Annotated in this window: 27 protein-coding genes and 1 other RNA gene; 8 read left to right on the forward strand and 20 right to left on the reverse strand. The window is 55.1% G+C overall.

Annotated elements, in window-relative coordinates; all coding sequences use genetic code 11:
• Positions 1-10: 10 nt before the first annotated feature.
• Positions 11-484, reverse strand: a complete 474-nt coding sequence (agaV, locus tag OQV00_RS03010) for a PTS N-acetylgalactosamine transporter subunit IIB (protein ID WP_266279813.1) — start codon at positions 482-484, stop codon at positions 11-13.
• Between the two features lie 19 nt (positions 485-503).
• On the reverse strand, positions 504-1,811 hold the full coding sequence (kbaZ, locus tag OQV00_RS03015) for a tagatose-bisphosphate aldolase subunit KbaZ (RefSeq protein WP_071984184.1): 1,308 nt from the start codon (positions 1,809-1,811) through the stop codon (positions 504-506).
• 238 nt (positions 1,812-2,049) lie between these two features.
• On the opposite strand from kbaZ, the gene OQV00_RS03020 reads away from it, so the two are divergent.
• Entirely contained in the window at positions 2,050-2,871 is an 822-nt protein-coding gene (locus OQV00_RS03020) for a DeoR family transcriptional regulator (RefSeq protein WP_004867990.1), read from the forward strand.
• 65 nt (positions 2,872-2,936) lie between these two features.
• On the opposite strand, the gene garD is transcribed toward OQV00_RS03020, so the two are convergent.
• Positions 2,937-4,508 (reverse strand): galactarate dehydratase, encoded by a 1,572-nt coding sequence (gene garD / locus OQV00_RS03025; protein ID WP_004867985.1) that lies wholly within the window; start codon positions 4,506-4,508, stop codon positions 2,937-2,939.
• Positions 4,509-5,019: 511 nt separating this feature from the next.
• Here garD and garL point away from each other — a divergent pair.
• The 4 genes from garL to rnpB all read left to right on the forward strand — a co-directional run bounded on the left by garL (position 5,020) and on the right by rnpB (position 8,327).
• Entirely contained in the window at positions 5,020-5,790 is a 771-nt protein-coding gene (gene garL, locus OQV00_RS03030) for a 2-dehydro-3-deoxyglucarate aldolase (RefSeq protein ID WP_004867979.1), read from the forward strand.
• 28 nt (positions 5,791-5,818) lie between these two features.
• Positions 5,819-6,709, forward strand: coding sequence for a 2-hydroxy-3-oxopropionate reductase (gene garR, locus OQV00_RS03035; protein ID WP_004867977.1), 891 nt, complete (start codon positions 5,819-5,821; stop codon positions 6,707-6,709).
• A gap of 63 nt (positions 6,710-6,772) precedes the next feature.
• On the forward strand, positions 6,773-7,918 hold the full coding sequence (garK, locus tag OQV00_RS03040; protein WP_004867976.1) for a glycerate 2-kinase: 1,146 nt from the start codon (positions 6,773-6,775) through the stop codon (positions 7,916-7,918).
• Positions 7,919-7,950: 32 nt separating this feature from the next.
• Positions 7,951-8,327, forward strand: an RNA gene (gene rnpB, locus OQV00_RS03045) — RNase P RNA component class A.
• 319 nt (positions 8,328-8,646) lie between these two features.
• Here rnpB and OQV00_RS03050 read toward each other — a convergent pair.
• Together OQV00_RS03050 and OQV00_RS03055 are read right to left on the reverse strand one after the other, a co-directional pair.
• The gene (locus OQV00_RS03050) at positions 8,647-8,814 is read right to left on the reverse strand and encodes a hypothetical protein (RefSeq protein WP_004867972.1); all 168 of its coding nucleotides are present in this window, start codon (positions 8,812-8,814) and stop codon (positions 8,647-8,649) included.
• 24 nt (positions 8,815-8,838) lie between these two features.
• On the reverse strand, positions 8,839-9,540 hold the full coding sequence (locus tag OQV00_RS03055) for a pirin family protein (RefSeq protein WP_004867969.1): 702 nt from the start codon (positions 9,538-9,540) through the stop codon (positions 8,839-8,841).
• Positions 9,541-9,644: 104 nt separating this feature from the next.
• On the opposite strand from OQV00_RS03055, the gene OQV00_RS03060 reads away from it, so the two are divergent.
• Entirely contained in the window at positions 9,645-10,541 is an 897-nt protein-coding gene (locus OQV00_RS03060; RefSeq protein WP_004867964.1) for a LysR family transcriptional regulator, read from the forward strand.
• A gap of 38 nt (positions 10,542-10,579) precedes the next feature.
• Here OQV00_RS03060 and OQV00_RS03065 read toward each other — a convergent pair whose 3' ends face one another.
• The 11 genes from OQV00_RS03065 to OQV00_RS03115 all read right to left on the reverse strand — a co-directional run bounded on the left by OQV00_RS03065 (position 10,580) and on the right by OQV00_RS03115 (position 17,996).
• The gene (locus tag OQV00_RS03065; RefSeq protein WP_004867959.1) at positions 10,580-10,948 is read right to left on the reverse strand and encodes a DUF805 domain-containing protein; all 369 of its coding nucleotides are present in this window, start codon (positions 10,946-10,948) and stop codon (positions 10,580-10,582) included.
• Between the two features lie 127 nt (positions 10,949-11,075).
• The gene (locus OQV00_RS03070; RefSeq protein WP_004867958.1) at positions 11,076-12,062 is read right to left on the reverse strand and encodes a glutathione S-transferase family protein; all 987 of its coding nucleotides are present in this window, start codon (positions 12,060-12,062) and stop codon (positions 11,076-11,078) included.
• 77 nt (positions 12,063-12,139) lie between these two features.
• Positions 12,140-12,532: a DoxX family protein gene (locus tag OQV00_RS03075; RefSeq protein ID WP_004867955.1), complete on the reverse strand. Its 393-nt coding sequence runs from the start codon at positions 12,530-12,532 to the stop codon at positions 12,140-12,142.
• 311 nt (positions 12,533-12,843) lie between these two features.
• Positions 12,844-13,140 (reverse strand): YqjK-like family protein, encoded by a 297-nt coding sequence (locus OQV00_RS03080; protein ID WP_064356642.1) that lies wholly within the window; start codon positions 13,138-13,140, stop codon positions 12,844-12,846.
• Positions 13,137-13,535 carry a phage holin family protein gene (locus tag OQV00_RS03085; RefSeq protein WP_004867949.1) on the reverse strand — a complete coding sequence of 133 codons (399 nt, stop codon included), beginning with the start codon at positions 13,533-13,535 and terminating at the stop codon, positions 13,137-13,139. The genes OQV00_RS03080 and OQV00_RS03085 overlap by 4 nt, the downstream gene beginning before the upstream one ends.
• A 2-nt stretch (positions 13,536-13,537) precedes the next feature.
• Positions 13,538-13,843, reverse strand: a complete 306-nt coding sequence (locus OQV00_RS03090) for an ElaB/YgaM/YqjD family protein (RefSeq protein ID WP_004867946.1) — start codon at positions 13,841-13,843, stop codon at positions 13,538-13,540.
• Between the two features lie 41 nt (positions 13,844-13,884).
• The gene (locus OQV00_RS03095; protein ID WP_032690623.1) at positions 13,885-14,253 is read right to left on the reverse strand and encodes a DUF1090 domain-containing protein; all 369 of its coding nucleotides are present in this window, start codon (positions 14,251-14,253) and stop codon (positions 13,885-13,887) included.
• A 150-nt stretch (positions 14,254-14,403) separates the two neighbouring features.
• A complete protein-coding gene (mzrA, locus tag OQV00_RS03100; RefSeq protein WP_004867943.1) occupies positions 14,404-14,787 on the reverse strand; it encodes an EnvZ/OmpR regulon moderator MzrA in 384 nt (127 codons plus the stop codon).
• A gap of 2 nt (positions 14,788-14,789) precedes the next feature.
• Positions 14,790-15,452 carry a DedA family general envelope maintenance protein YqjA gene (gene yqjA / locus OQV00_RS03105; protein ID WP_004867940.1) on the reverse strand — a complete coding sequence of 221 codons (663 nt, stop codon included), beginning with the start codon at positions 15,450-15,452 and terminating at the stop codon, positions 14,790-14,792.
• 336 nt (positions 15,453-15,788) lie between these two features.
• The gene (exuR, locus tag OQV00_RS03110) at positions 15,789-16,565 is read right to left on the reverse strand and encodes a transcriptional regulator ExuR (protein WP_004867938.1); all 777 of its coding nucleotides are present in this window, start codon (positions 16,563-16,565) and stop codon (positions 15,789-15,791) included.
• A 129-nt stretch (positions 16,566-16,694) separates the two neighbouring features.
• Entirely contained in the window at positions 16,695-17,996 is a 1,302-nt protein-coding gene (locus tag OQV00_RS03115) for an MFS transporter (RefSeq protein ID WP_266279817.1), read from the reverse strand.
• Positions 17,997-18,477: 481 nt separating this feature from the next.
• On the opposite strand from OQV00_RS03115, the gene uxaC reads away from it, so the two are divergent.
• Positions 18,478-19,890, forward strand: coding sequence for a glucuronate isomerase (gene uxaC, locus OQV00_RS03120; protein ID WP_088883611.1), 1,413 nt, complete (start codon positions 18,478-18,480; stop codon positions 19,888-19,890).
• 18 nt (positions 19,891-19,908) lie between these two features.
• Positions 19,909-21,396, forward strand: a complete 1,488-nt coding sequence (locus OQV00_RS03125; protein ID WP_048023325.1) for a UxaA family hydrolase — start codon at positions 19,909-19,911, stop codon at positions 21,394-21,396.
• An 84-nt stretch (positions 21,397-21,480) separates the two neighbouring features.
• Here OQV00_RS03125 and sstT read toward each other — a convergent pair whose 3' ends face one another.
• The 4 genes from sstT to OQV00_RS03145 form a co-directional block, all read right to left on the reverse strand.
• The gene (gene sstT, locus OQV00_RS03130; protein ID WP_004867918.1) at positions 21,481-22,728 is read right to left on the reverse strand and encodes a serine/threonine transporter SstT; all 1,248 of its coding nucleotides are present in this window, start codon (positions 22,726-22,728) and stop codon (positions 21,481-21,483) included.
• A gap of 253 nt (positions 22,729-22,981) precedes the next feature.
• A complete protein-coding gene (locus OQV00_RS03135) occupies positions 22,982-23,950 on the reverse strand; it encodes a TerC family protein (RefSeq protein WP_015585682.1) in 969 nt (322 codons plus the stop codon).
• Positions 23,951-24,230: 280 nt separating this feature from the next.
• Positions 24,231-25,220 (reverse strand): Gfo/Idh/MocA family protein, encoded by a 990-nt coding sequence (locus tag OQV00_RS03140; protein WP_015585683.1) that lies wholly within the window; start codon positions 25,218-25,220, stop codon positions 24,231-24,233.
• A 73-nt stretch (positions 25,221-25,293) separates the two neighbouring features.
• Entirely contained in the window at positions 25,294-25,794 is a 501-nt protein-coding gene (locus tag OQV00_RS03145) for a M48 metallopeptidase family protein (protein ID WP_032718272.1), read from the reverse strand.
• Positions 25,795-25,918 lie beyond the last annotated feature (124 nt).

Raw genomic sequence — 25,918 nt, forward strand, 5'->3', positions numbered from 1 at the left:
TATGAATCCCTCAGAGTCGTTTAAAGAGATCCAAAGCGGGTTCTGTCGGAACGCCCTGAACAAAGCATTCCACCCCGGCGGCCTTCAGGCCGTTAAACGCCGCAATATCGTCAGCGTCTACAGAAACCGTTTTGGCAATGTGTTGTTTGCCATTGGCGTAGTGCATATTGCCTACGTTGATACGTGTGACGGGAACGCCGCCTTCGACCAGGCGTAAGAAATCTGCTGGCGTTTTGCAGACCAGTAGAATCTTTTGTCGATCGGCGGCGCGGTGGATATTGTCGATAACCTTTTGCAGTGACCAGAAGCGTACGGCGATCCCTTCTGCCAGGACCATTTCCATCAGGTTTTGCTGCACCGGGTCTTCAGCAACCTCATCATTGGCCACCAGTACCAGGTTTGCTCCCGCAAATCCGACCCACTGGACACCTACCTGACCGTGGATCAAACGTTCATCAATACGGCTTAAGACAATGTTTGGCATCGCGTTTTCCTCTTCGTTGTTATGCGTTATGGGACGTAACGCCCACACAGGCGGCGTGGTACTGCTGCAGTATGTCCTGAATGTGATCGAGGATGAGTTCTCGCGGCTCCGCCTTGAGATCGCCCTCGCGAACTTTGATGTACTGCAGCGGCATATACTGACTGAGGAGCGGCAGCGGGAGCGGCCAGTCCGCGAGATTACGCACCAGGCGGGCAAACGCCTCATCGATTTGCCGATCCGGCCAGTAGTAGCGCACGCGGTCTGAATAGCTATAGCCTCGCGCCAGACGTCGCGCATGACCATCGCCGTGATAGTGGTTTTGCCAGTATTCCGGGCGATCGAGCATCACGTTTTCCAGCACCTGACGCAGCCCGGAGCAGGCCTTCGCAGGCAGCAGCTCCTCCTCTATTGCCGCCAGTGAGAACAGCGCTTCACGCAGGGCGAAGGTGAGCGCCGGGCCAACCTTCAAAATAGCAAAATGATCTTTAACCAGCTGCCGCAGCGCCTGCGGCGTCTGGTAATCGGTCGAGTGGGCTTCAAAGACCAGCGCGTCATAGTCTTCAACCATGGCGCTAAGCGCTTCGGCTTGCTGGGGTTGATAGTCGATAATATGCGTGTGATCGAATTCGACGCCAGGCTGGACCACTAATCCGATGATACGTGGCCAGATGTGGGTCAGCCCGCGTAGCTCAAAGGCATGTCGATGTGCTTCCAGCGTCGCACGCGCGGCATCAGGCGTCGTAACCTGTAGCTCGGTCAGGGTTTCATGAGCCCCGCCTGGGACGGGGACTTCGGTGCCGATGACGTAGACCAGGTCAGATTCACCGAAACGTTCACGGCAGGTCTCTTCCGCCACCGCGGCCAGGCGCGCGGCGCGTTCAGCGACGATGTCATCGGTTAACGGCAGCGGATCACCTTCGCAGGACATACTGCAATCGAGGTGGATCTTCTTAAAACCGGCGGCGACGTAGCTTTTTATTAAATCATCGGCATTCGCCATCGCCTGGGCGGCAGGCAGGGTTTGCCAGCGGTTGGGCCCAAGGTGATCGCCGCCGAGGATCAGCTGTGATTGGGGAAAATCGAGCGAGTCGGCGAGCTGGTGGACAAAACCGCGGAAATCGGCCGGCGTCATGCCGGTATAACCGCCGAACTGATCGACCTGATTGGATGTGGCTTCAATCAGTAACGGGGTTTGCTGCGCCCGGGCGTAACGAATGGCGGCCTCAAGTACCAGTGGATGGGCGGAACAGACGGCATAAATACCGTTGCCTCTACCTTGTTTATGCTGCGCCACCATTTTTGTCAGATGTTTCACTTTCCTCTCCATTTCGGATGGTAATGAGATTAATCTTTCGTTTTGTTTCATTTAATACTGCATCATGGTGATGTAAAAATAAAACGAAAGATAATAGTTTTCCGATCTGTTTCACAAAAGAAACATAATGAAAGGTTTCAGCGAGGGGCGTTGCGCTGCTCTCTGCCTTTATGGGGCTTGCATTCCGTTAAAAGAAAGGTGTTAATAGACCAAACGAAATGAAACGAAAGATTTGATGAAAGGAATACTTATGAGCGGTACCGACTCTTCTGCAGATAAGCGCATCAGCGGCACCAGTGAAAGGCGTGAGCAGATTATCCAGCGCTTACGGCAGCAGGGAAGCGTGCAGGTGAACGATCTTTCTCTTTTATACGGTGTCTCGACGGTGACGATTCGCAACGATCTGGCCTTCCTTGAAAAACAAGGAATTGCGGTTCGCGCTTACGGCGGCGCGCTGATCTGCGACGGGACAATGCCGGCTCCCGAACCGTCGGTGGAAGATAAAAGTTCGCTCAATACCGCGGTGAAGCGCAGCATCGCGCGGGCGGCGGTAGAACTGATTCAACCGGGGCATCGTATTATTCTCGATTCCGGGACCACCACCTATGAAATCGCCCGTCTGTTGCATCAACATACGGACATTATTGCGATGACCAATGGGATGAATGTGGCGAATGCGCTGCTGGATGCTGAAGGGGTGGAACTGTTAATGACCGGGGGACATCTGCGCCGTCAGTCGCAGTCGTTTTATGGCGATCAGGCCGAGCAGTCTTTACTGAATTACCACTTCGATATGCTTTTTCTCGGCGTCGACGCCATCGACCTCGATCGCGGTGTGAGTACCCACAATGAAGATGAAGCCCGCCTGAACCGGCGGATGTGTGAAGTGGCGGAACGCATTATCGTCGTCACCGATTCCACCAAATTTAATCGTTCGAGTCTGCATAAGATCATCGATACGCAACGCATTGATATGATTATTGTCGATGAAGGCATTCCGACGGAAAGTCTGGAAGGGCTGCGCAAGAGCGGGATTGATGTGCGACTGGTGAAGCGCCAGGACGCGGCATAGACCCCCTTCCCGAGGGGGAGAGGGTCTGCGGTCAGGCGGCTGGCACCGTGCCGCCCGAGGGGCAATCAGGTCACCGGCGCCGGGTTAAAGACCGCCAGCTGATTATACAGGCCCCACCGATCGGAGAAGGTTTTCTTACGGCCGCTGGCGACATCAAGAATAAACCCGAACAGCTTCTGGCCAACCTCTTCAATCGTCTCTTCGCCGGTGGCGATAGTCCCGGCGTTGATATCCATTAAGTCATACCAGCGGTTTGCCAGCTCGGTGCGGGTTGCCATCTTGATGACCGGCACGGCGACCAGACCATACGGCGTGCCGCGCCCGGTTGTAAACACCTGAACCGTAATCCCCGAAGCAACCTGCTGAGTGCCGCAGACAAAGTCGCTGGCCGGGGTAGCCGCAAAGATCAGGCCGCGTTTGGTTGGGCGCTGGCCTGGTGAGAGGACCTCGGCAATCGCGCTCTTGCCGGATTTGGCGATCGAACCCAGCGCCTTTTCCACTACGTTCGCCAGGCCGCCCTTTTTATTACCGGGGGAGGGATTGGCGCTGCGATCGGTTTGACCTGAATCGAGGTAGTTATCGTACCAGGCCATCTCTTCGAGCAGACGCTTACCCACTTCTTCGTTGATCGCCCGCGGCGTCAGCAGATGGATAGCATCGCGAACCTCAGTGACCTCAGAGAACATGACGGTGGCGCCGCAGCGGACCAGCAGATCGGAAGCGTAGCCCACCGCCGGATTGGCGGTCACGCCGGAAAAGGCATCGCTGCCGCCGCACTGCATGCCCACCACCAGCTCAGAGGCCGGACAGGTTTCACGCTGGCGGGCATTCAGTTTTGTCAGATGCCGTTCCGCTACCTGCAAAATATCGTCAACCATTGACTGGAACCCGACATGCTGTTCATCCTGCAGGCGGATGACACTGGCGCTGTCGACGGCGATGGGCTGAACATCTTCGGTGCCCTGGAGCAGGCGTTCCGGCTGGAGCTTTTCACAGCCGAGCCCAACCACCATGACTTCACCGCCGAAATTGGGGTTTAGCGCCAGATTATGGATCGTGCGAATAGGGATCACGGCAGCCGGGGCGTTGATCGCCACGCCGCAGCCATACAGGTGGTTGAGACCGACCACACCGTCGACATTCGGGTATTTCGGCAGCAGGTCTCGTTCAATAATTTTCACCACATAGTCGACGACGCCCGCGACGCAGTGCACGCTGGTAGTGATACCGAGCAGGTTTCTGGTGCCGACGCTGCCATCGGCGTTGCGATACCCTTCAAAGGTGTAACCGGTCAGCGCAGGCAGAGGCTCCGGAACTTTGTTTGCCAGCGGTAGCGTGTTCAGCGGCGGCGCTTTCGGCAGTTCAACCAGCGATTCCTCAATCCAGCTACCCTGCGGGATGTCGCGCACCGCGTAGCCAATGACTTCGCCATAGCGGATGATTTCACCGCGTACAGGAATATCAATCAATGCTACTTTGTGACCTTGCGGGATATGTTCGATGAGCGTCAGTCCGTCAGGGAAACGCGTTCCGGCTTTTAAACCTCGATCGTTAACAATAATCGCTACATTATCCGTTTGGTGTACTTTTATATAAAACGCCGTCGGCGATTCCTGTCTGATTTCAATGTCGGCCATTGTCCAGTATTCTCCAGCAAGGTGCGAATAATAAAATAAAACGGCTATTCAGTTTCTGATGAACGAATTTCTTCGGCAAAGAATGTCAGGTGTTTTGATTTGGATGTGTGATCCCAGTCACTCATTGTCGCGGGAGCAAAACCGCTGCCAAGGGAAAACACTGGAACTGTGCATCAGCGCCCACTGATTATGGCGTATGCACAATTATAATGATTATTTATTCTATTTTATGGGTTTTTTGCACGGTGTTCTATGACCGCCAGCTGATTATACTGAGTCATGCTTGCTATGCGCCAGATGAGTAAATCGAGTGCTTCTGATATCGGTTTATAAACAATTAAGAGGCACACCAAAAATAAATAAATGAAGTGCAATGCGCTTATTCAACGCAGCGCTAATCTTCATTGAATGTTCGGCCTGATAGCAATGATTGGCTATCCGTTTATTGTCGACCACATTCAATATGTGTAACTGCAGAAATAATTAACGGTTGAGTGACAAGGTATAAGTGATGAATAACGATATCTTCCCGAACAAATTTAAGGCGGCCCTGGCGGCGCATCAGATTCAAATTGGTTGCTGGTCCGCCCTGGCCAGCCCCATCACGACAGAAGTATTAGGCCTGGCCGGTTTCGACTGGCTGGTGCTGGACGGCGAACATGCGCCGAACGATATCTCCACCTTTATCCCCCAGTTGATGGCGCTGAAAGGCAGCGTCAGCGCGCCGGTTGTGCGCGTACCGACTAACGAGCCGGTGATCATTAAGCGCCTGCTGGATATTGGTTTCTATAACTTTTTGATCCCGTTTGTGGAAAGCGAAAAGGAAGCGCTCGACGCTGTCGCCGCCACGCGCTATCCGCCAGAAGGAATTCGCGGCGTTTCCGTGTCGCACCGCGCCAACATGTTTGGCACGGTGCCGGATTACTTCGCGCAGTCGAACCAAAACATCACCCTCCTGGTACAAATTGAAAGCCAGCAGGGGGTGGATAACGTCGATGCGATTGCCGCGACTGCGGGCGTTGACGGTATTTTTGTCGGCCCAAGCGACCTGGCCGCCGCGCTGGGACATCTGGGCAACGCCTCTCACCCGCAGGTCCAGCAGGCTATCCAGCACATCTTTGCGAGCGCGAAAAAGCACGGCAAGCCGAGCGGTATTCTGGCGCCGGTAGAAGCGGATGCGCGTCGTTATCTGGAATGGGGCGCGACCTTTGTCGCCGTCGGCAGCGATCTGGGCGTATTCCGCTCCGCCACGCAGAAACTGGCTGATTCCTTTAAGAAATAACCGCCACCGGAACAAGAGAGATAAAGACATGACAATGAAAGTTGGTTTTATTGGCCTTGGCATCATGGGTAAACCCATGAGTAAAAACCTCCTCAAAGCGGGTTACTCGCTGGTGGTTGCCGATCGTAATCCGGAAGCCATCGCAGAAGTGATTGCCGCAGGCGCTGAAACCGCCGCTTCGGCGAAAGCGATAGCTGAACAGTGTGAGGTGATCATCACCATGCTGCCGAACTCTCCGCATGTGAAAGAGGTGGCGCTGGGCGAAGGCGGCATTATTGAAGGGGCGAAGCCGGGCACCGTGCTGATTGATATGAGCTCCATTGCTCCGCTGGCGAGCCGCGAAATCAGCGATGCGCTAAAGGCGAAAGGCGTAAATATGCTGGATGCGCCGGTCAGCGGCGGCGAGCCGAAGGCCATTGACGGTACTTTGTCGGTCATGGTTGGCGGTGATAAAGCGATTTTTGACCAATATTATGACCTGCTGAAAGCGATGGCGGGTTCTGTCGTGCATACCGGCGATATCGGTGCGGGCAACGTGACCAAGCTGGCCAACCAGGTGATCGTGGCGCTGAATATTGCGGCCATGTCTGAAGCATTGACCCTGGCGACCAAAGCAGGTGTGAACCCGGATCTGGTGTATCAGGCAATCCGCGGCGGTCTGGCCGGCAGCACCGTACTGGATGCCAAAGCGCCGATGGTGATGGATCGCAACTTTAAACCGGGCTTCCGTATCGATTTGCATATCAAAGATCTGGCGAATGCGCTGGATACGTCCCACGGCGTGGGGGCGCAGCTGCCGCTGACCGCGGCGGTGATGGAGATGATGCAGGCGCTGCGCGCTGACGGTCTGGGTACCGCCGACCACAGCGCGCTTGCGTGCTACTACGAAAAACTGGCGAAAGTGGAAGTCACTCGCTAACAAGAAGGGCGCGGATAGCGCCCTGTAATTCTTGCCTTGCGCGGCACTGTCAGGCTAATAACTATGAAAATCGTAATCGCCCCAGACTCATATAAAGAAAGCCTCTCGGCCACTGAGGTTGCACAGGCTATAGAAAAAGGTTTTCGGGAGATTTTCCCCGATGCGCTCTATGTGAAGGTCCCTCTCGCCGATGGCGGAGAAGGGACCGTTGAGGCGATGATCGCCGCGACACAGGGAACCAAAATGAGCGCTTGTGTGACGGGGCCGCTGGGGGTGCCGGTTGATGCCTGCTGGGGGCTTTCCGGGGATGGTCAAACCGCGTTTATTGAAATGGCGGCGGCCAGCGGGCTGGGGCTGGTGCCTCCCGCGCAGCGCAATCCGCTGTTGACGACCTCGCGTGGCACCGGTGAGCTGATTTTGCAGGCGCTGGAGCATGGGGCGAGAAAGATCATTATTGGTATTGGCGGCAGTGCAACCAACGACGGTGGCGCAGGGATGGTGCAGGCGCTGGGCGCGCGGCTTCGCGACGCGAACGGCGTTGATATTGGTGACGGCGGTGGCAGCCTTGCCTGCCTGAATTCGATTGACCTGTCCGCACTGGATGTTCGGTTGCAGGAGTGTTCAATTCACGTGGCCTGCGATGTCTCTAACCCACTGACTGGCGAGACGGGCGCTTCGTGGATTTTCGGCCCGCAAAAAGGGGCGACGGAAGCGATGATCCTCGAGCTGGATCGTAATCTTGAGCACTATGCGGATGTGATTAAGCGAACTCTGCGTGTCGATGTCAAAGAGGTCGCCGGAGCCGGTGCCGCAGGTGGCATGGGGGCGGCGCTGATGGCATTTCTGAATGCTGAATTACGTAGCGGTATCGAGATTGTGACCCAGGCGCTGAATCTGGAAGAGCATATTCTTGACTGTTCGCTGGTGGTGACCGGTGAAGGAAGGCTCGACAGTCAAAGCATTAGCGGTAAGGTCCCGGTCGGCGTCGCGAGCGTGGCGAAAAAATACCGTAAGCCGGTGATTGGTATTGCCGGCAGCCTGGCCCGCGATGTCGGCGTGGTACATCAGTATGGTATCGACGCGGTGTTCAGCGTGCTGACCACTATCACGAGCCTGGAGGAGGCCTTCCGCGGTGCTTCGGACAATATTTATCGCGCTTCGCGGAATGTTGCCGCGACTTTGCAGGTCGGGATTGTGATGGAAGGATGACAACCGACGGTAAACCTTTTATACTTCGCGCCGAAGCTGACCAGACAGTCGCCGCTTCGTCGTCGTCCTCTTCGGGGGAGACGGGCGGAGGGGAGGAAAGTCCGGGCTCCATAGGGCAGGGTGCCAGGTAACGCCTGGGGGGGAAACCCACGACCAGTGCAACAGAGAGCAAACCGCCGATGGCCCGCGCAAGCGGGATCAGGTAAGGGTGAAAGGGTGCGGTAAGAGCGCACCGCGCGACTGGTAACAGTTCGTGGCACGGTAAACTCCACCCGGAGCAAGGCCAAATAGGGGTTCACAAGGTACGGCCCGTACTGAACCCGGGTAGGCTGCTTGAGCCAGTGAGCGATTGCTGGCCTAGATGAATGACTGTCCACGACAGAACCCGGCTTATCGGTCAGCTTCAACTCATTCAAAAACGCCCATACAGCGCAATCTGTATGGGCGTTTTGCGATATGCGGCAGAAGCGGCAGAAGACGATGAATGACTGTCCACTCCGCTCTCAATGACAAGAAAGCGGCTTATCGGTCAGCGTCAACTCATTCAAGAACGCCCATACAGCGCAATCTGTATGGGCGTTTTGCGATATGCGGCAGAAGACGATGAATGACAGTCCACTCCGCTCTCAATGACAAGAAAGCGGCTTATCGGTCAGCGTCAATCATGCAAAAACGCCCTGCGCAGGATAAGCTAAGCAGGGCGTTTTGCTATTTCCGAAGGTGGCCGTTCAGGCGGTGTTTTCTTCGTCCTGAATCCGAATTTCGGCTTCTGAAACAATTGCTTCCAGTTCGCTTAGCATCTCTTCATAGCCAAAACTTACGGCCTTCGTTGGCTCCGTTAACAGCGGCTCGGGCGACGATACGGCTTTCTTTGCTTTCTTCTTATGCTTACTCACTGACAGACTCCATGACTCCCGTTATTACACCGGTAAATCTATCAGTAAAGCGCGCAATGGCGTGTCGGCAACAAGGGTAATGTTAGCTTCGTCACGAATAAATGCCCCGTCACCGCAGGTCAGGGCCTGTTTTGCTTCTTCATGGGCGACGGCATGCACCGTTCCATGAATCGATTGCAGGTAGGCGCGCGGCCCGTGTAGCTGGACATCAACCCGCTCGCCTTTGGCGAGATCGAGATGGTGGATCCAGACCTGCTGACGCAGCTGTAAACTGTTGTGCGCGCCGTCAGGTGAAGCGAGCAGCTGTTGCCCGCTACCAGCGATAGCCATTTTCTGCAGCAGCGGATTTTCCCGCTGCGGACAGGCATCCAGCCACAGCTGCATCCGCGTCAGCGAACCGTCTTTACTCAAATTGTGCTCGCTGTAACTCACCCCTGGTTGAGTGGATATCAGCAGCGCTTCGCCGGCCTTTGCCTGCACATGGTTGCCATCACTGTCACGATATTCCGCTTCCCCTTCCAGAATCAGGTTCAGGATATCGACTTTCGGGTAGGTACGCGGTTGAAACGACGCGCCGGGTGCCAGAACTTCCTGGTTGAGCACGCGCAAAGAGGCGTAGCCTAACAGTTTAGGGTCAAAGTAGTGTCCAAAGGAAAAGGTGTAGCGGGCCTGCAGCCAGCCGAAATCTGCTTGTCCGCATTGTTTGGCTGTTCGGGTAGTAATCATTTTCTTGACCTCTCTTTACACTAAATCAATGGTAAAGGTATGGACGCTGTATTGTTAGCCAGATATTCTGCCCGGTATATTCAAATTTCCTGAATGAGAGTGCTATGGCTAAAGAGAGAGCATTGACGCTGGAAGCGTTACGCGTAATGGACGCTATCGACAGGCGTGGGAGCTTTGCTGCTGCGGCCGACGAACTCGGACGGGTGCCCTCAGCCCTCAGCTACACCATGCAAAAGCTGGAAGAGGAACTGGATGTAGTGCTGTTTGACCGCTCAGGTCATCGGACAAAATTCACCAACGTTGGGCGGATGCTGCTGGAGCGCGGGCGCGTGCTGCTGGAAGCGGCCGATAAGCTCACCACTGATGCCGAAGCGCTTTCGCGCGGCTGGGAAACGCATCTGACCATCGTGACCGAAGCCCTGGTACCAACCCAGGACTTCTTTCCGCTGATTGAGAAGCTGGCGACCAAATCGAATACCCAGCTGTCGGTGCTTACCGAAGTGCTGGCCGGCGCGTGGGAGCGGCTGGAGCAGGGACGTGCGGATATCGTTGTCGCCCCTGATATGCATTTTCGTTCCTCATCGGAGATTAACTCCCGCAAACTCTATTCGGTGCTGAACGTCTATGTTGCTGCGCCGGATCACCCCATTCACCAGGAGCCGGAGCCGCTTTCCGAAGTGACGCGGGTAAAATATCGCGGCGTGGCGGTGGCAGATACCGCCCGCGAGCGTCCGGTTCTGACGGTACAGCTGCTCGACAAACAGCCGCGCTTAACGGTCAGTACTATTGAAGATAAACGTCAGGCTCTGCTGGCGGGACTGGGGGTGGCGACGATGCCTTATCCGCTGGTCGAGAAAGACATCGCCGAAGGGCGCTTACGGGTTGTCAGCCCGGAATATACTAATGAAATTGACATCATTATGGCGTGGCGCCGCGACAGTATGGGCGAAGCGAAATCATGGTGTCTGCGGGAGATCCCTAAGCTGTTTGCCGGGAAGTAAATCCGCTATGCGCTCCTTCCGCGGGAGGAGCGCATCATTCACGATGACAGGGATTTGGGATCCGGCCCGAAACGGTTGTTCCCAGGCGTGCCGTTCTGGCAATTGAAGAGCAGAATGATCAGCCAGCCAATAACCGGAATCAGCATCAGCAACAGCCACCACGCCGAGCGATCCGTATCGTGTAAACGGCGAAACTGCACCGCCCACCACGGCAAAAAGACCAACACGCCATAAATCGTCGTCAGGATGCCTTCACCTCCTGCGCGCTGCCATCCCAGCATTTTATCGATGATGCTCAGTACGCCGGTCAGGATGATGTTGACCAGAATAAACATCCAGTACTCTTTGCGGCGTGCGCGGCCGCCAAATCCAATGTAGTTTCTCAGTACTTTTAAATACCAGTCCATTTTTACGCCTCGATTAACGGTCAATCACTTGTTTTTAAAGCGATCGCAATAAGAATAGACGCGAATAGCAGACGGGTAAATATGCCGGATCTGAAAATATCGGGCGCCGGGAAGGGCGCCCGGCAGGTTAGCGGAACAGAAGGTCCCGGCCGTGCGGCTCGGTGAGATCCTGCTGAGGACCGACGGAGATAATCCCGGTTGGGTTAATCGTTTTATGGCTGCGATAGTAGTGGTGGCGGATGTGGGCAAAATTCACCGTCTCCGCAATACCCGGCATCTGGTAGATATCGCGCAGGAAACCATACAGATTGGGGTAGTCGCTGATACGGCGTTTGTCGCACTTAAAGTGGGTCACGTAGACCGGGTCGAAACGCACGAGGGTTGTCCACAGACGAATATCGGCCTCGGTCAGTTGGCTACCCGTCAGATAGCGATGCTGGCCCAGAATTTGTTCCAGGCGCTCCAGCGAGGTGAACACCGCATCGACAGCCTCATCATAAGCCTGCTGGCTGGTGGCGAACCCGGCTTTATAGACGCCGTTATTGACGTTGTCGTAGATCCAACCGTTCAGCGCATCGATATTTTCGCGCAGCGCGGGCGGGTAGTAATCGCCGGCGGTGGCGCCCAGTCCGTCAAAGGCGGTATTGAACATGCGGATGATTTCAGCCGACTCATTACTGACGATCGTATGCTGCTTTTTATCCCACAGAACCGGCACCGTGACGCGTCCGGTGTAGTGCGGATCGGCGTGCAGGTAGAGCTGATAGAGAAATTCATGTTGATACAGCGTATCGCCGGTCGCCTCGGGAAAATCGTCGTCGAAAGTCCAGCCGTTTTCCAGCATCAGGGGGTGAACCACCGAGACGGAAAGAAAAGGATCCAGACCTTTGAGCTTGCGCAGAATTAACGTGCGGTGCGCCCACGGGCAGGCGAGGGATACGTACAGATGATAGCGATCTTTTTCTGCAGCAAAGCCGCCGTCGCCGGAGGGGCCCGGTGCGCCATCGGCGGTCAGCCAGTTGCGGAAGGCTGAAACGGAACGCTTGAAACGCCCTCCGGTGGATTTGGTGTCATACCAGGTATCGTGCCAGACGCCGTCGATTAATTGTCCCATTTTTTCCTCCTTCAGACTTCAGATAGCAAAAGCGAGGAGATATCTCCTCGCTTTGTTCTTCACTCAGTATAGTGTGCTTACCACTTTTTATTCAGCACGCGGTCGATGCTGAATGCGCCCGGACCGGTGATGGCCAGCAGCAGGAAACCGCCTGCGATGGTCAGGTTTTTCATGAACATCAGCGAGTTCACGCCTTCAGCAAAGTTGCTGTGGAACAGGAACGCGGTCAGCAGGGTGAAGCCTGCGGTGAACAGCGCGGTGGTACGTGTCAGGAAACCGAACAGAATCGCCAGACCGCCGCCGAACTCCAGCAGAATGGTTAACGGCAGTAATGCGCCCGGTACGCCCATGGCTTCCATATATTGTTGAGTACCCGCATAACCGGTGATTTTTCCCCAACCTGCAGTGATAAACAGGATTGGCATCAGAATGCGTGCTACCAGTACACCAACATCTTCTAATTTTTTCATTTCTTACTCCAGAAAACCCAAAGGGCGGCGATTTTGTTTTTTGGTGCAATCCTGCGTAGTTACGCGGGGTTGCTGTCGATGGAGAGAATATTAGCGAGGCTCGAAAGGAATTGTTAGCAAGGAAAACTGTAGATCTTCATCAAAGATTCTGAGTGATCGCGATCGGTAAACGCGACCTGACAAGGGCCACGAGCAGAGCTCAACGCCGCCGTCAGCGGCTGGAGTGGTGACGAAGAGCGGCGCCAGTTGCGAGGCGTTTACGCCCCGGAACAAGGAAAACAGGGATGGCGGAGGTGTGACGGGCAGGGTGTTTAGAGGGAGGATGTCTGGCGCAGCAGGCGTTTTGCCATGCGCCAGGCGCTCCAGAGACCGAAGCCGCGTTTAGTCCAGCGCAGTAAAAAGCGCGGGTGACGAACGGACCATACTGCCATGATACCGCTGCCGAGCACCGCCCAGGAACGAAGGTGCTGGAGGGTCAGCCAGCCGCGGTCGAACGGGGCGGTCGCTTCGAGCCAGTCGCGACGGCTGGCGATTAAATCCAGCCGCTGCTGTTGGATCTGGCGCAGCAGCAGCGCTTTCCGCTGCTCGCGTTGCTGTTTGCTGTTCATAGGCGTTCGTCCTCCAGCAGAGCGCGGTCTTCAGCCAGCTCTTTGCGCGTCAAGCGCAGGAAAGTCGAACGGCGGGCTTTGCGCAGCGTCCAGATACCGCCGATTAACGAGCTGAGCAGCAGCACAGCGGTGGTCGCAATCATTACGTACAGCCGATACTGGGGATCGATGGCCCAGATAATCAGAACCAGCAGGCTCATCAGGCCAAAGGCGGCAAACAGCAGCGTCAGCCCCAGCATCAAAAACAGCTGGAAGAGGTTCGCCTTCTCTTCTTCCAGCTCCACGACCACCAGGCGCAGGCGCGTTTCGACCATTTCAACCAGCAGCGTAATGATCCGCTGGCCGATACCGAAAACGCTCTTTCCCGGCCCCTGCGTGTGTTGAGAATCCGCCATAATTAACGACGCGTCAGCAGGACACCCAGCACCAGCCCGACGGCTGCGCCAATACCTACACCGGTCCACGGATTTTCACGGACGTACTCGTCGGCGCGGGCGGCGGTTTCACGCGTTTGTCTGACGATGGCATCGCTGGTTTCACCGAGCCGGACGCGGCTCTCTTTCAGTGCGCTCTCTGCTTTGCTACGCAGTTTGCCAATCTCTTCTTTTGACTTATCCGTGGAGGAGTTAAGCACTTCTTCCAGGGTATCAGCCAGCGTCTTCAGTTCTGCACGCAGATCGTCTGCAACGTTGTCTTTAGGCATCTTTCTCTCCTGTAGAGTGGGTCCATGTAAAGTGTGGCTTATTAGTAATCACGCGACTCAAGCGTTTTCAGCTCGTGCTGCGCTTCATCAAGCTTGCGTTGGCGCTTGCTGATTTTATCGGCATCGCCTTTCTGCTCAGCTTCCTTCAAATCGCGCTGACGCTCGGTAATTTCCTCGCGTTGTTTTGCGATTTTTTGCTGATGTTCGGCTTTGAGCTTACCGTCGCTGCAGTTCGCTCTGACTTCACGAAGCGCTTTGTTCAAACCATCAATCCGGTTCTGGTTGTGATGTTTTTCGGCGTAGCTAATCTCCCGCTGGATATCCTGCTCTTTTTCCTGACAGGGGGAGATGGCAAAGGCGCTGGAGCTCAGCGAAGTCAAAACCAGAATCAAAGCGATGCGGTATTTCATGGATGCTACCTTCCATTGTGTGAGGGCATACCCGGGAGATATGCCCGATCCAGTCGATAAACGTCAGCCCGGTGGCTCCCGCAGTCTTAAGCATAGTCAGGAAAACGGGAAACCACCAAACTGCGTGAAAATATTCAGAATTTTGGCTAGTTATCCCAATCTGTGTGGCGCATCGCGCAGACGGGAGAGCCATGCTGTCGGCGTATTTTCTTCCTCCAGCAAAGCAATAATATAACCATGTGGCAGGGCGCGGCCCAGCACTTCTTTCGCGGCGATACCCTGGGCGCTGGAATCAAATTTGATTAACAGGCCGTCTTTTTGCGGGGTGATACTTTTAAAACGAATGCCGTTTGCGTCGAGATGATGCCAGACGGAAAAACCGTCAGGCATGCCAACGCCCTGAGAGACAGGATGGATAGTCAGGGTTGATTCCTGTTGCTGCACCGCCAGCCATAGCCAGAACAGCGCGCACAAAAAAACAGAACCGCCCAGCAGCCAGCTAATCCGGCGTCGGGAGAGGCTTTTTATGGCCATTATCAGCTCCGGCTTCTGTATTTTTTCTTCCACAGGACAACTAACGAGCCGATTAAGCCAAACACCAGCAGCACAACCGGCAGCAGCATCAGGCAGGACATCAGCTGATCCTCATATTTGAGGAATACCGGGGTTTTACCCAGCAGGTAACCCAGGGAAGTCAGAATCAAAACCCACAGCAGGCCGCTCATCCAGTTAAAGAACTGGAAGCGGGCATTGTTCAGACCCGAAAGTCCGGCAATGGTCGGCAGCAGCGTACGAACGAAGGCAATAAAGCGGCCCATCAACAAGGCGGAGAGCCCGTGCTTATGAAACAGGTGATGTGCGCGCTGGTGGTAGTGGGAGGGCAAATGTGAAAGCCAGTTTTGCACAATTCGCGTATTGCCGAGCCAGCGGCCCTGAATGTAGCTGAGCCAGCAACCCAGGCTGGCTGCCGTCGTCAGCAGAAGCAGGGTTTCGGGAAAACCCATCGCCCCTTTGGCTATCAGAACGCCGACCAGCACCAGCAGGCTGTCGCCGGGTAAAAAGGCGGCGGGAAGCAGGCCGTTTTCAAGGAACAAAATCATAAATAAGACAAAGTAAAGCATGCCAATCATGGAGGGATTCGCGAGGGTCTCGTAATCCTGGCTCCATAAAGCATTCAACAATTGGGTTAATAGTTCCATTCACGATTCCTGGTACATCGGTTAACGGTATGTCTGAACGCAGCGTGTATTGCGACATAGATTCTTATGAGATTATGGTCGCTGTTGGTGCGTTCTGAACGGTTCCCTGTTAAAAGTGAAATCAACGCAAGCCTACTTCAGAACGTCAAAATGCATCTAATTGTAACAAAATCGCTGAGTTTACGTCAGAAAAATTGCAGTCGGTTGCTCGTTGATTTTGCTGATTGCGGTGGCGGGAGGCGAGTCTCTTTACACAGGCTGACACTATAGATGTTTGCTTACCCTGGCGGGTTTGCGGGCAGGCGCTGACAGCCTGCCTGAAATGAAGATAACCGCTTATTTTGCGCCGTTGGCCGCGGTATCGAGGTGAACGACCGGATTTTCTGCAAACAGATAGCGGTCGGCATTGAATTCAAAATCGTCGCTGGTCTCGTTGAACAACATCAGCTTAGTGTTCTCCAGATGCTGCCACATGGCCAGTTTCGCCGCGTGCGGATCTTTGCGAATCAGCGCTTTCAGAATTTGGTCATGATCGTCACACCAGTTATCCACGGTGCGCAGGTCGATATGGTCATGGAGCTTTTTCCAGTACGGGTTATGCACGCGCTGGGTCCACATTTTTTCAACAATAGCGGCTAACGCCGTATTTTGCGTCGCCAGAGCTACCTGGACATGAAACTGAAGATCCCATTCCGAATCGCGGAAGCATTTCTCTTTACGCGCCTTCTCCTGGATCTCCATCAGCTTCATGATGTCCTGCTTGGTCACCTGGGTGGCGGCGAACTCGGCAATATTGCTTTCAATAAGCTGACGCGCCTGCAGCAGTTCAAAGGGGCCGTAGCTGGCGAACTCCAGCGTTTCATCAACCACCTGCTGATACTTCGGATGGTTGGAGATGACGTGGATGCCAGAGCCTTTACGCACTTCCACATAGCCTTCCACTTCCAGCATGATAATGGCTTCGCGAACCACGGTGCGGCTGACGCTCTTTTCATCGGCGATAAACCGCTCTGCAGGCAGCTTATCGCCCACAAGGTAAACACCTTGCTCAATACGCGCCTTCAGCTCGGCAGCAAGCTGCTGATACAAACGACGCGGTTCTGTGATTTCCATATTCGCTCCCGGAAGATGGCGACAATATTGGATTTGTTATACCACTTTTACGCGCATCTCACCACCGTCAGACATGAAAAAGCCGCCTTCAATGAGGCGGCTTTGTAAACAGATCTCACCGTATCAGGACTAGCTTTGCGTCACCGGCTTAGTCGTTTTGAGCGGCGGGGCGTCGTCATCGGCTGACTTGTTCTTCAGTACGGTCCAGATGACAAGGGCGCCCAGCAGATCGAACACCGCCAGTACGGCGAACAGCGGGCTGAAACCAATGGTATCCGCCAGAGCGCCGACCACCAGGGCGAACATGGTACTCGCCATCCAGGCCGCCATACCGGTCAGTCCGTTTGCCGTAGCCACTTCGTTACGGCCAAATACGTCGGAAGAGAGCGTAATCAGCGCACCGGACAGTGCCTGGTGGGCAAAGCCGCCGACGCACAGCAGGGCGATAGCCACAAACGGGCTGGTAAACAGGCCGATCATCCCCGGCCCAATCATCAGCAGTGCGCCCATGGTCACGACCATTTTACGCGACACAATCAGGTTAACCCCGAACCAGCGCTGGAACAGCGGCGGCAGATAGCCCCCGATGATGCAGCCCAGGTCAGCAAACAGCATTGGCATCCATGCAAACATCGCGATTTCTTTCAGGTTAAAGCCATAGACTTTAAACATGAACAGCGGGATCCAGGCATTGAAAGTCCCCCATGCTGGCTCGGCAAGGAAGCGCGGCAGCGCGATGCCCCAGAACTGACGGTTGCGCAGGATCTGCCACGGAGACATTTTCTTGCTGTTGTTGGTCTGGTGATGCGATTCCTGACCGCCGATGATGTAGTCGCGTTCTTCAGTGGTTAATTTTTTCTGGTCGCGAGGGTGTTTATAGAAGACCAGCCACGCCATGGCCCAGATAAAACTCAGGACACCGGAGATAATGAACGCCATCTGCCAGCTGTGCATCACAATCGCCCAGACGACCAGCGGCGGGGCGATCATCGCGCCGATTGAGGAGCCCACGTTGAAGTAACCGACGGCAATAGAGCGTTCTTTTGCCGGGAACCATTCGGAGCTGGCCTTCAGGCCTGCCGGGATCATCGCCGCTTCCGCCGCGCCGACCGCGCCACGAGCCAGCGCTAATCCGCTCCAGCTGCCCGCCAGCGCCGTTGAACCACAGAAAACGGCCCAGGCGATCGCGAAGAAGGCATAACCGATCTTCGTCCCCAGCACGTCAAGGACGTAGCCTGCCACCGGCTGCATGACGGTATAAGCAGCTGAATAGGCTGCGATGATATAGGAATACTGTTGGGTGGAGATGTGTAACTCTTCCATCAGAGTCGGCGCAGCCGCAGCCACAGTGTTACGTGTCAGGTAACCCAGCACGGTGCCCATTGTCACCAGTGCGATCATATACCAACGTAACCCTTTAATTTTACGCATGTAAAACCTCATCGTTTGTTATATCTCCGCAGCGAGTGCGGCCATCTTCAAACCCTGTACAGGGGTTGAGAAGGAGAAACGGAGGGCTCAGGAGGGAAAACCCATATGGCCCGAACCTTGCCATCAATTGTTTTGCTTAATTCGGTATCCGTACCGGTCAATGCGATGTATTGAATCATCGCGAATACATTCCAACGGTTTATATGTTGCGACGGCAGAAAGATAACTTGTCATACAACTTTAAAAGTTGAGTACTGTCACAAAAGTGGGAAAGTTTATGGGGGTATTATTTCTTGCGAGCAAAGCCAGTACTGGCGCGGCTTGCACGAGGGTTTACTCCAGAAAGGGTACTTTTTTTGTCAGCGTTTATTGATCTATCTCACGAAAAAGATTTCGGCCTGTAGAAATTGGTGTGATAACTTTGTCAGCATGATAGTCAATCATCTGAAGGGCTCCTCAATGGGGCGAAGAGGAAATGAAAATGACACCGTTTATGACCGAAGATTTTCTGCTTGATACCGAGTTTGCCCGCCGTTTGTATCACGACTACGCCAAAGACCAGCCGATTTTCGACTATCACTGCCACCTTCCGCCGCAGCAGATTGCCGAAAATTATCGTTTTAAAAACCTGTATGACATCTGGCTGAAAGGTGACCACTACAAATGGCGCGCAATGCGCACCAATGGCGTGGCTGAACGCCTGTGTACCGGCGATGCTTCGGACCGCGAGAAGTTTGACGCATGGGCAGTTACCGTACCGCATACGATCGGCAATCCGCTCTATCACTGGACCCATCTGGAGCTGCGCCGCCCGTTTGGGATTACGGGTAAGCTGCTGTCCCCGTCCACCGCGGATGAGATCTGGAATCAGTGCAACGATCTGCTGGCCCAGGAGCGCTTCTCCGCCCGCGGTATCATGACGCAGATGAACGTGAAAATGGTCGGCACCACCGACGATCCGATCGATTCGCTGGAACATCATGCGGCGGTGGCGAAAGACGCGACCTTCACGACCAAAGTGCTGCCAAGCTGGCGTCCGGATAAAGCGTTCAACATTGAGCAGGCGACGTTTAACGACTACATGGCGAAGCTGGGTGAAGTTTCAGATACCGACATCCGCCGCTTTGCCGATCTGCAGGCTGCGCTGGTCAAACGTCTGGATCACTTCGCCGCGCACGGCTGTAAAGTCTCCGACCATGCGCTGGATGTGGTGCTGTTTGCTGAAGCCAGCGAAGCGGAACTCGATAGCATCCTTGCCCGCCGTCTGGCCGGTTCCATCCTGTGCGAACATGAAGTGGCGCAGTTTAAAACGGCTGTGCTGGTCTTCCTGGGAGCAGAATACGCTCGCCGTGGCTGGGTCCAGCAGTATCACATTGGCGCGCTGCGTAACAATAATCAGCGTCAGTTCAAGCTGTTAGGGCCGGATGTTGGCTTTGATTCCATCAACGATCGCCCGATGGCGGAAGAGCTGTCCCGACTGCTGAGCAAGCAGAATGAAGAAAACCTGCTGCCGAAAACCATTCTTTACTGCCTGAACCCGCGCGATAACGAAGTGCTGGGCACGATGATCGGTAACTTCCAGGGCGAAGGGATGCCGGGCAAGATGCAGTTCGGTTCCGGCTGGTGGTTCAACGATCAGAAAGACGGCATGGAACGTCAGATGACCCAGCTGGCGCAGCTTGGTCTGCTCAGTCGTTTCGTCGGCATGCTGACCGACAGCCGCAGCTTCTTGTCCTACACCCGCCATGAGTATTTCCGTCGCATCCTGTGCCAGATGATCGGCCGCTGGGTTGCCGCGGGTGAAGCGCCGGCGGATATTCAGCTGCTGGGCGAGATGGTGAAAAATATCTGCTTTAACAATGCGCGTGATTACTTCGCGATTGAACTGAATTAAGACCAGAGGTCGGTTGCTATGCAATACATTAAAATCCATTCGCAGGATAACGTTGCTGTCGCGTTAGCAGATATGGCGACGGGTACCCAGGTCACCATTGATGATACTGCGGTCACCTTAAGCCAGGACGTTGTCCGTGGTCATAAGTTCGCATTACGCGCGATTGCGAAGGGAGAAAACGTCATCAAGTATGGTCTGCCCATTGGTCATGCGCTGGCGGATATTGCGCCAGGGGAACATATTCATGCCCATAATACGCGTACCAACCTGAGCGACCTTGACGAGTATCGCTATCAACCGGATCTTGCCGAGCCGTCGGCGCAGCCGGCCGACCGCGACGTGCAGCTCTATCGTCGTGCGAACGGGGAGGTCGGGGTGCGCAATGAACTGTGGATCCTGCCGACCGTCGGCTGTGTCAACGGTATCGCCCGTCAGATTCAGAACCGGTTTCTGAAAGAGACCAACGAAGCGGAAGGCACCGATGGCGTCTTTCTCTTCAGTCACACTTACGGCTGTTCGCAGCTGGGTGATGATCACATCAATACCCGCACCATGTTGCAAAACATGGTGCGTCACCCGAACGCCGGGGCGGTGCTGGTGATTGGCCTGGGCTGTGAGAACAACCAGGTCGACGCGTTCCGTGAAACCCTCGGTGAGTTCGATCCTCAGCGCGTACACTTTATGATCTGCCAGAAGCAGGACGATGAGGTGGAAGCGGGACTGGAGCATCTGCATCAGCTTTATGAGGTGATGCGCCACGACAAACGTGAGCCAGGCAAACTGAGCGAGCTGAAGTTTGGCCTTGAGTGCGGCGGATCGGACGGCCTTTCGGGGATTACCGCGAACCCGATGCTGGGACGCTTCTCGGATTACCTGATCGCCAACGGCGGCACCACCGTGTTGACGGAGGTGCCGGAAATGTTCGGCGCTGAGCAGCTGCTGATGAGCCACTGCCGCGATGAACAAACCTTCGACAAGCTGGTGACGATGGTGAATGACTTTAAACAGTACTTCATTGCGCATAACCAGCCCATTTACGAGAACCCGTCGCCGGGTAACAAAGCTGGCGGGATCACGACGCTGGAAGATAAATCGCTGGGCTGCACGCAGAAAGCGGGCTCCAGCGAAGTGGTGGACGTCCTGCGCTATGGCGAACGTTTAAAAGTGCATGGCCTCAATCTGCTGAGCGCGCCGGGCAACGATGCGGTGGCAACCAGCGCGCTGGCCGGTGCGGGGTGTCATATGGTGCTGTTTAGCACCGGTCGCGGCACGCCGTACGGCGGTTTTGTGCCGACGGTCAAAATCGCCACTAACAGCGAACTGGCGGCGAAAAAGAAACACTGGATCGATTTTGACGCCGGTCAGCTGATTCACGGTAAAGCGATGCCTCAGCTGCTGGAAGAGTTTATCGATACCCTCGTTGATATCGTCAATGGCAAACCGACCTGCAATGAGCGCAATGATTTCCGTGAACTGGCGATCTTCAAAAGCGGCGTCACGTTATAATGAAGCGCATCCGTTCCGTTTAAAATGGAAACGCGAGAGAGGGAAGAACGCCCCTCCGCAGATGAGCGGAGGGGAAGGTCGGGATTAATCGCGCAGCGCGTTTTTCGCCAGCTGCTCGTCTTCCGCCATACAGGCGGCGGCGGTAAACAGCACGTCGGTGGAGGAGTTCAACGCGGTCTCACAGGAGTCCTGCAGCACGCCGATGATAAAGCCGACGGCAACCACTTGCATGGCGATATCATTGGGGATCCCGAACATGTTGCAGGCCAGCGGGATCAGCAGCAGGGAGCCGCCCGCCACGCCGGAAGCACCGCAGGCGCACAGCGACGCCACGACGCTCAACAGCAGCGCGGTAGGCAGATCCACCGGAATCCCCAGGGTATGTACAGCAGCCAGCGTCAGCACCGTAATGGTGATGGCGGCCCCGGCCATGTTGATGGTGGCGCCCAGCGGGATCGACACCGAATAGGTATCGCGATCGAGATTCAGCTTTTCACTCAGCGCCATATTGACCGGAATATTGGCGGCGGAGCTGCGGGTAAAGAAAGCATACACGCCGCTTTCGCGCAGGCAGGTCAGCACCAGCGGATAGGGGTTGCGGCGGATTTTCCAGAACACCAGCAGCGGGTTAATCACCAGCGCCACCAGCAGCATACAGCCCACCAGCACCATCAGCAGCTGCGCGTAGCCCCACAGGGTTTCAAACCCGGTGGTCGCCAGGGTTGAGGAGACCAGGCCGAAAATACCCAGCGGCGCAAACCGAATAACCAGTTTCACGATAAAGGTCACCGCGTGGGAGACATCGTTGATCAGGTTTTTTGTCGTCTCATTGCCGTGACGCAGCGCAAAGCCCAGACCCACGGCCCACACCAGAATCCCGATATAGTTGGCATTGAGCAGGGCGTCGACCGGGTTTGAAACCATGCTCATCAGCAGCCCGCGCAGTACTTCAACAATCCCCGACGGCGGCGTAATATCGCCGGCCGCGGAGGTCAGGTGCAGCGTGGAAGGGAAGACAAAGCTGAACAGCACGGCGGTGAGTGCGGCGCTGAACGTCCCCAGCAGATACAGGAACAGAATCGGACGGATGCTGGTTTTTTGCCCCTGCTGGTGGTTAGCGATGGAGGCCATCACCAGCATCAGCACCAGCACCGGCGCTACGGCTTTCAGCGCGCCGACAAACAGCGTACCGAGCAGGCCAACGGCGATCGCCGCAGGTTTTGAAACCAGCGCCAGCAGCACGCCAAGCACCAGACCGATTAAAATTTGTTTGACCAGGCTGCCCTGAGCCAGGCGCTGTAGCAGGCCCGATGGGGGAGTTTGTGTCGTCATGATTATCCCTTGTTGTGATGTTGCTACCGGTCCCATGTACGTATTATTTGTTACGTTTATGTCCGGATGTAAATAAATGTTTGCCTGGTCGAGTATACGGAAAGTGCGCCATCCTGGAAGCGTAAAATGCTGCTTATTTAGCTGAGATCTTATTTTTTAACTATGTATTAACGTTTTTGTGACATGGCGAGAAATAATACGCGGCGGGCGTTGCTGACCGGGTGAAAGTGGTTTTCACCCGGCCATTTAGGGCTTAGTGCTGTAATTTCTTCTTGTCGTGTTGCTTATTGACCCAGGCGTTAATCAGCAGCGTCAGCGCCAGAATACCGCCAACGACGCCGAGCGAGGCGCCAATCGGGATATGGTAGAAGTCGACGATCAGCATCTTGATACCGATAAAGACCAGAATGATCGACAGACCATATTTCAGCATGGAGAAGCGCTCCGCGACGCCGGCCAGCAGGAAGTACATGGCGCGCAGGCCGAGAATCGCGAACAGGTTCGACGTCAGCACGATAAACGGATCGGTGGTTACGGCGAAGATTGCCGGGATACTATCGACCGCAAAAATCACGTCGCTCAGCTCGACCAGGATCAGCACCAGCAGCAGCGGCGTGGCGAACAGGACGCCGTTTTGCCGCGTAAAGAAACGCTCGCCTTCAATCTTATCGGTCATCCGCAGATGGCTGCGGATCCAGCGTACCAGCGGTTTGTCGCCGATGCCGGAAGCATCCTCTTTCGCCAGCGCCATCTTCACACCGGTAAACAGCAGGAAAGCACCGAAGAGATAGAGCAGCCACTCGAACTGGGAGATCAGCCAGCTTCCGGTAAAGATCATCACCGTACGCAGCACGATCGCCCCCAGCACGCCGTAAACCAGCACCCGGCGCTGCAGCGCAGGCGGGACGGAGAAGTAGCTGAACAGCATCAGCCAGACAAAGACATTGTCCACGGCCAGCGATTTTTCAATCAGATAGCCGGTAAGGAAAGCCAGCGCCTGCGGATCGGCAACGGCACGGCCCTGGGTTTGTGTCAGGTACCACCAGAAGACGGCGTTAAAGAGAAGGGAGAGCGTTACCCAGAGAATAGACCAACCCGCGGCCTGTTTCATGGTCATGCCATGCGCACCACGCCGTCCCTGAAGAAGCAGATCGATGGCTAGCATGATCACCACGACCACGGCGAATCCGCCCCATAACAACGGTGTGCCGACAGTATTCATTACTTAATTCCTTACATAAAAACAAAACGGCTGACGTCGGAAGACGGCAGCCGCTGCGTGTTTATGCATAGACCTCGCCTTCCGGCAAGGTCTCACTTACAACAATAAAAGAACCGCGCGATGACGGCAGGACCTTTTATTATTGCCCGGCGACCGGATGCGGTTTTGCACGCATCGTAATGACGATCCACCGGCAAGGAAGTTACTCCCCTTTGCGCGTAACAAAATATGACAAGTCATAAAGGGCGTCAATGGTTGCTGACGGCCTCTTTACACTCTTTTACGCCCCCTGCGGACCATCGGCCGGGAATACGACGCCGGTCTGACGGCGAATTTCGCTCAGCAGTCTGGCCGTAATACGGCTGACTTCCAGCCCCGGGTGAACAACCTGGTTGTTCTCCACCAGATGCGCAAACGCCTCCGCCTCGTACAGCATAGTATTGATATGCTGTGGCTGCGTCAGATCCTGAGCCTTCCCACCGCGTGGGATGAAAGAGAGCTTCTGGCACTCGGAGATTTTTTCGATCACCAGCGCGCCGGCTTCACCCTGAATTTCGCTTGGTAGCGTGGAGTCGCTCACTTTAGAGTGGTGCAGGGTGACGTCAAAACCGGCGTAGCTGAGGATCACGGTACCCTGGGCATCAACGCCGCTGTCCAGCAGGCTGGCGCTGGCGTGAACCGCGCGCGGTTCGCCCCACAGCGCCACCGCCGAGGCCAGACAATAGAAGCCGATATCCATAATCGAGCCGTTGGAGAAGGCCGGGTTAAAGGTGTTCGGGTTCTCACCGTCGAGATAGCGCTGATAGCGGGAGGAGTACTGGCAGTAGTTGAAAAACGCTTTGTGCAGTTTGCCTGCCTTACCGAGCGACTGCTGCAGCAGCAGAAAATTTGGCAGGCTGGCGGTTTTGAAGGCTTCGAACAGCACCACCTGGTTTTCGTGAGCGATCCGAATGGCGTCTTCGACTTCCCGCAGGTTTGAGGCCAGCGGTTTTTCACAAATCACGTGCTTTTTATGGTTGAGGAACAGCTGCGTTTGCGGGAAGTGCAGGGAGTTCGGGCTGGCAATGTAAACCGCGTCGACAGCATCGCTTTGCGCCAGATCGTCCAGCGACGTAAACAGCTGGTCGACGGGATAATCGCTCGCAAAGGCCTGCGCCTGTTCAAGGCTGCGAGAGTAAATCGCGGTGAGTTTATACTTGCCCGTTTCATGGGCGGCATCGACAAACTGTTTTGTTATCCAGTTTGTGCCAACAACTGCGAAACGTATCATAAACGTTGACGAACTCCGTTAAAGGGAACCTTTGGTCACTCTAACATGCCACCATGACAAAACCAGTGCGCGACTACGCAGAACGATTTAACGAAAGATGCGTTAGCCACAGACGGGTATCGAACTCCAGCTGGTGGTACTGCGGCTCCATATAGCAACAGAGTTGATAGAAGGCTTTGTTATGCTCCTTCTCCTTAAGGTGCGCCAGCTCATGCACCACAATCATACGTAAAAACGCCTCCGGCGCTTCGCGGAACACCGTGGCCACTCTGATTTCGGCTTTTGCTTTCAGCTTACCGCCCTGGACCCGCGAAATCGCGGTATGCAGGCCGAGCGCATTATTCAAGACGTGGATCTTGCTGTCGTACATCACCTTGTTGATCGGCGCCGCGCCGCGTAAATAGCGGGTTTTCAGATCCTGCGTGTACTGATACAGCGCCTTATCGTTATTGACGTCGTGACCTTCCGGATAGCGCTTCTGCAGAACCGCCCCCAGGCGCTGCTCGGCAATCAATGTGCGGACCTGAGAAAGTAAATTCTCCGGATAGCCCTGCAGGTAAGTGAGTTGACTCATGACAGCTCCAGATAAAAGATCTTCACATCCTCCTTCAGGCTGCATCGGCGCATCTTGAATGATTTTGTGTATAAAAAGGGTATACTCACGCACCCTTTCAGGGATAACGCCGAAATTTTACCAC

This window comes from Klebsiella sp. DY2415 (assembly GCF_026314315.1).
GTDB lineage: Bacteria > Pseudomonadota > Gammaproteobacteria > Enterobacterales > Enterobacteriaceae > Klebsiella > Klebsiella ornithinolytica.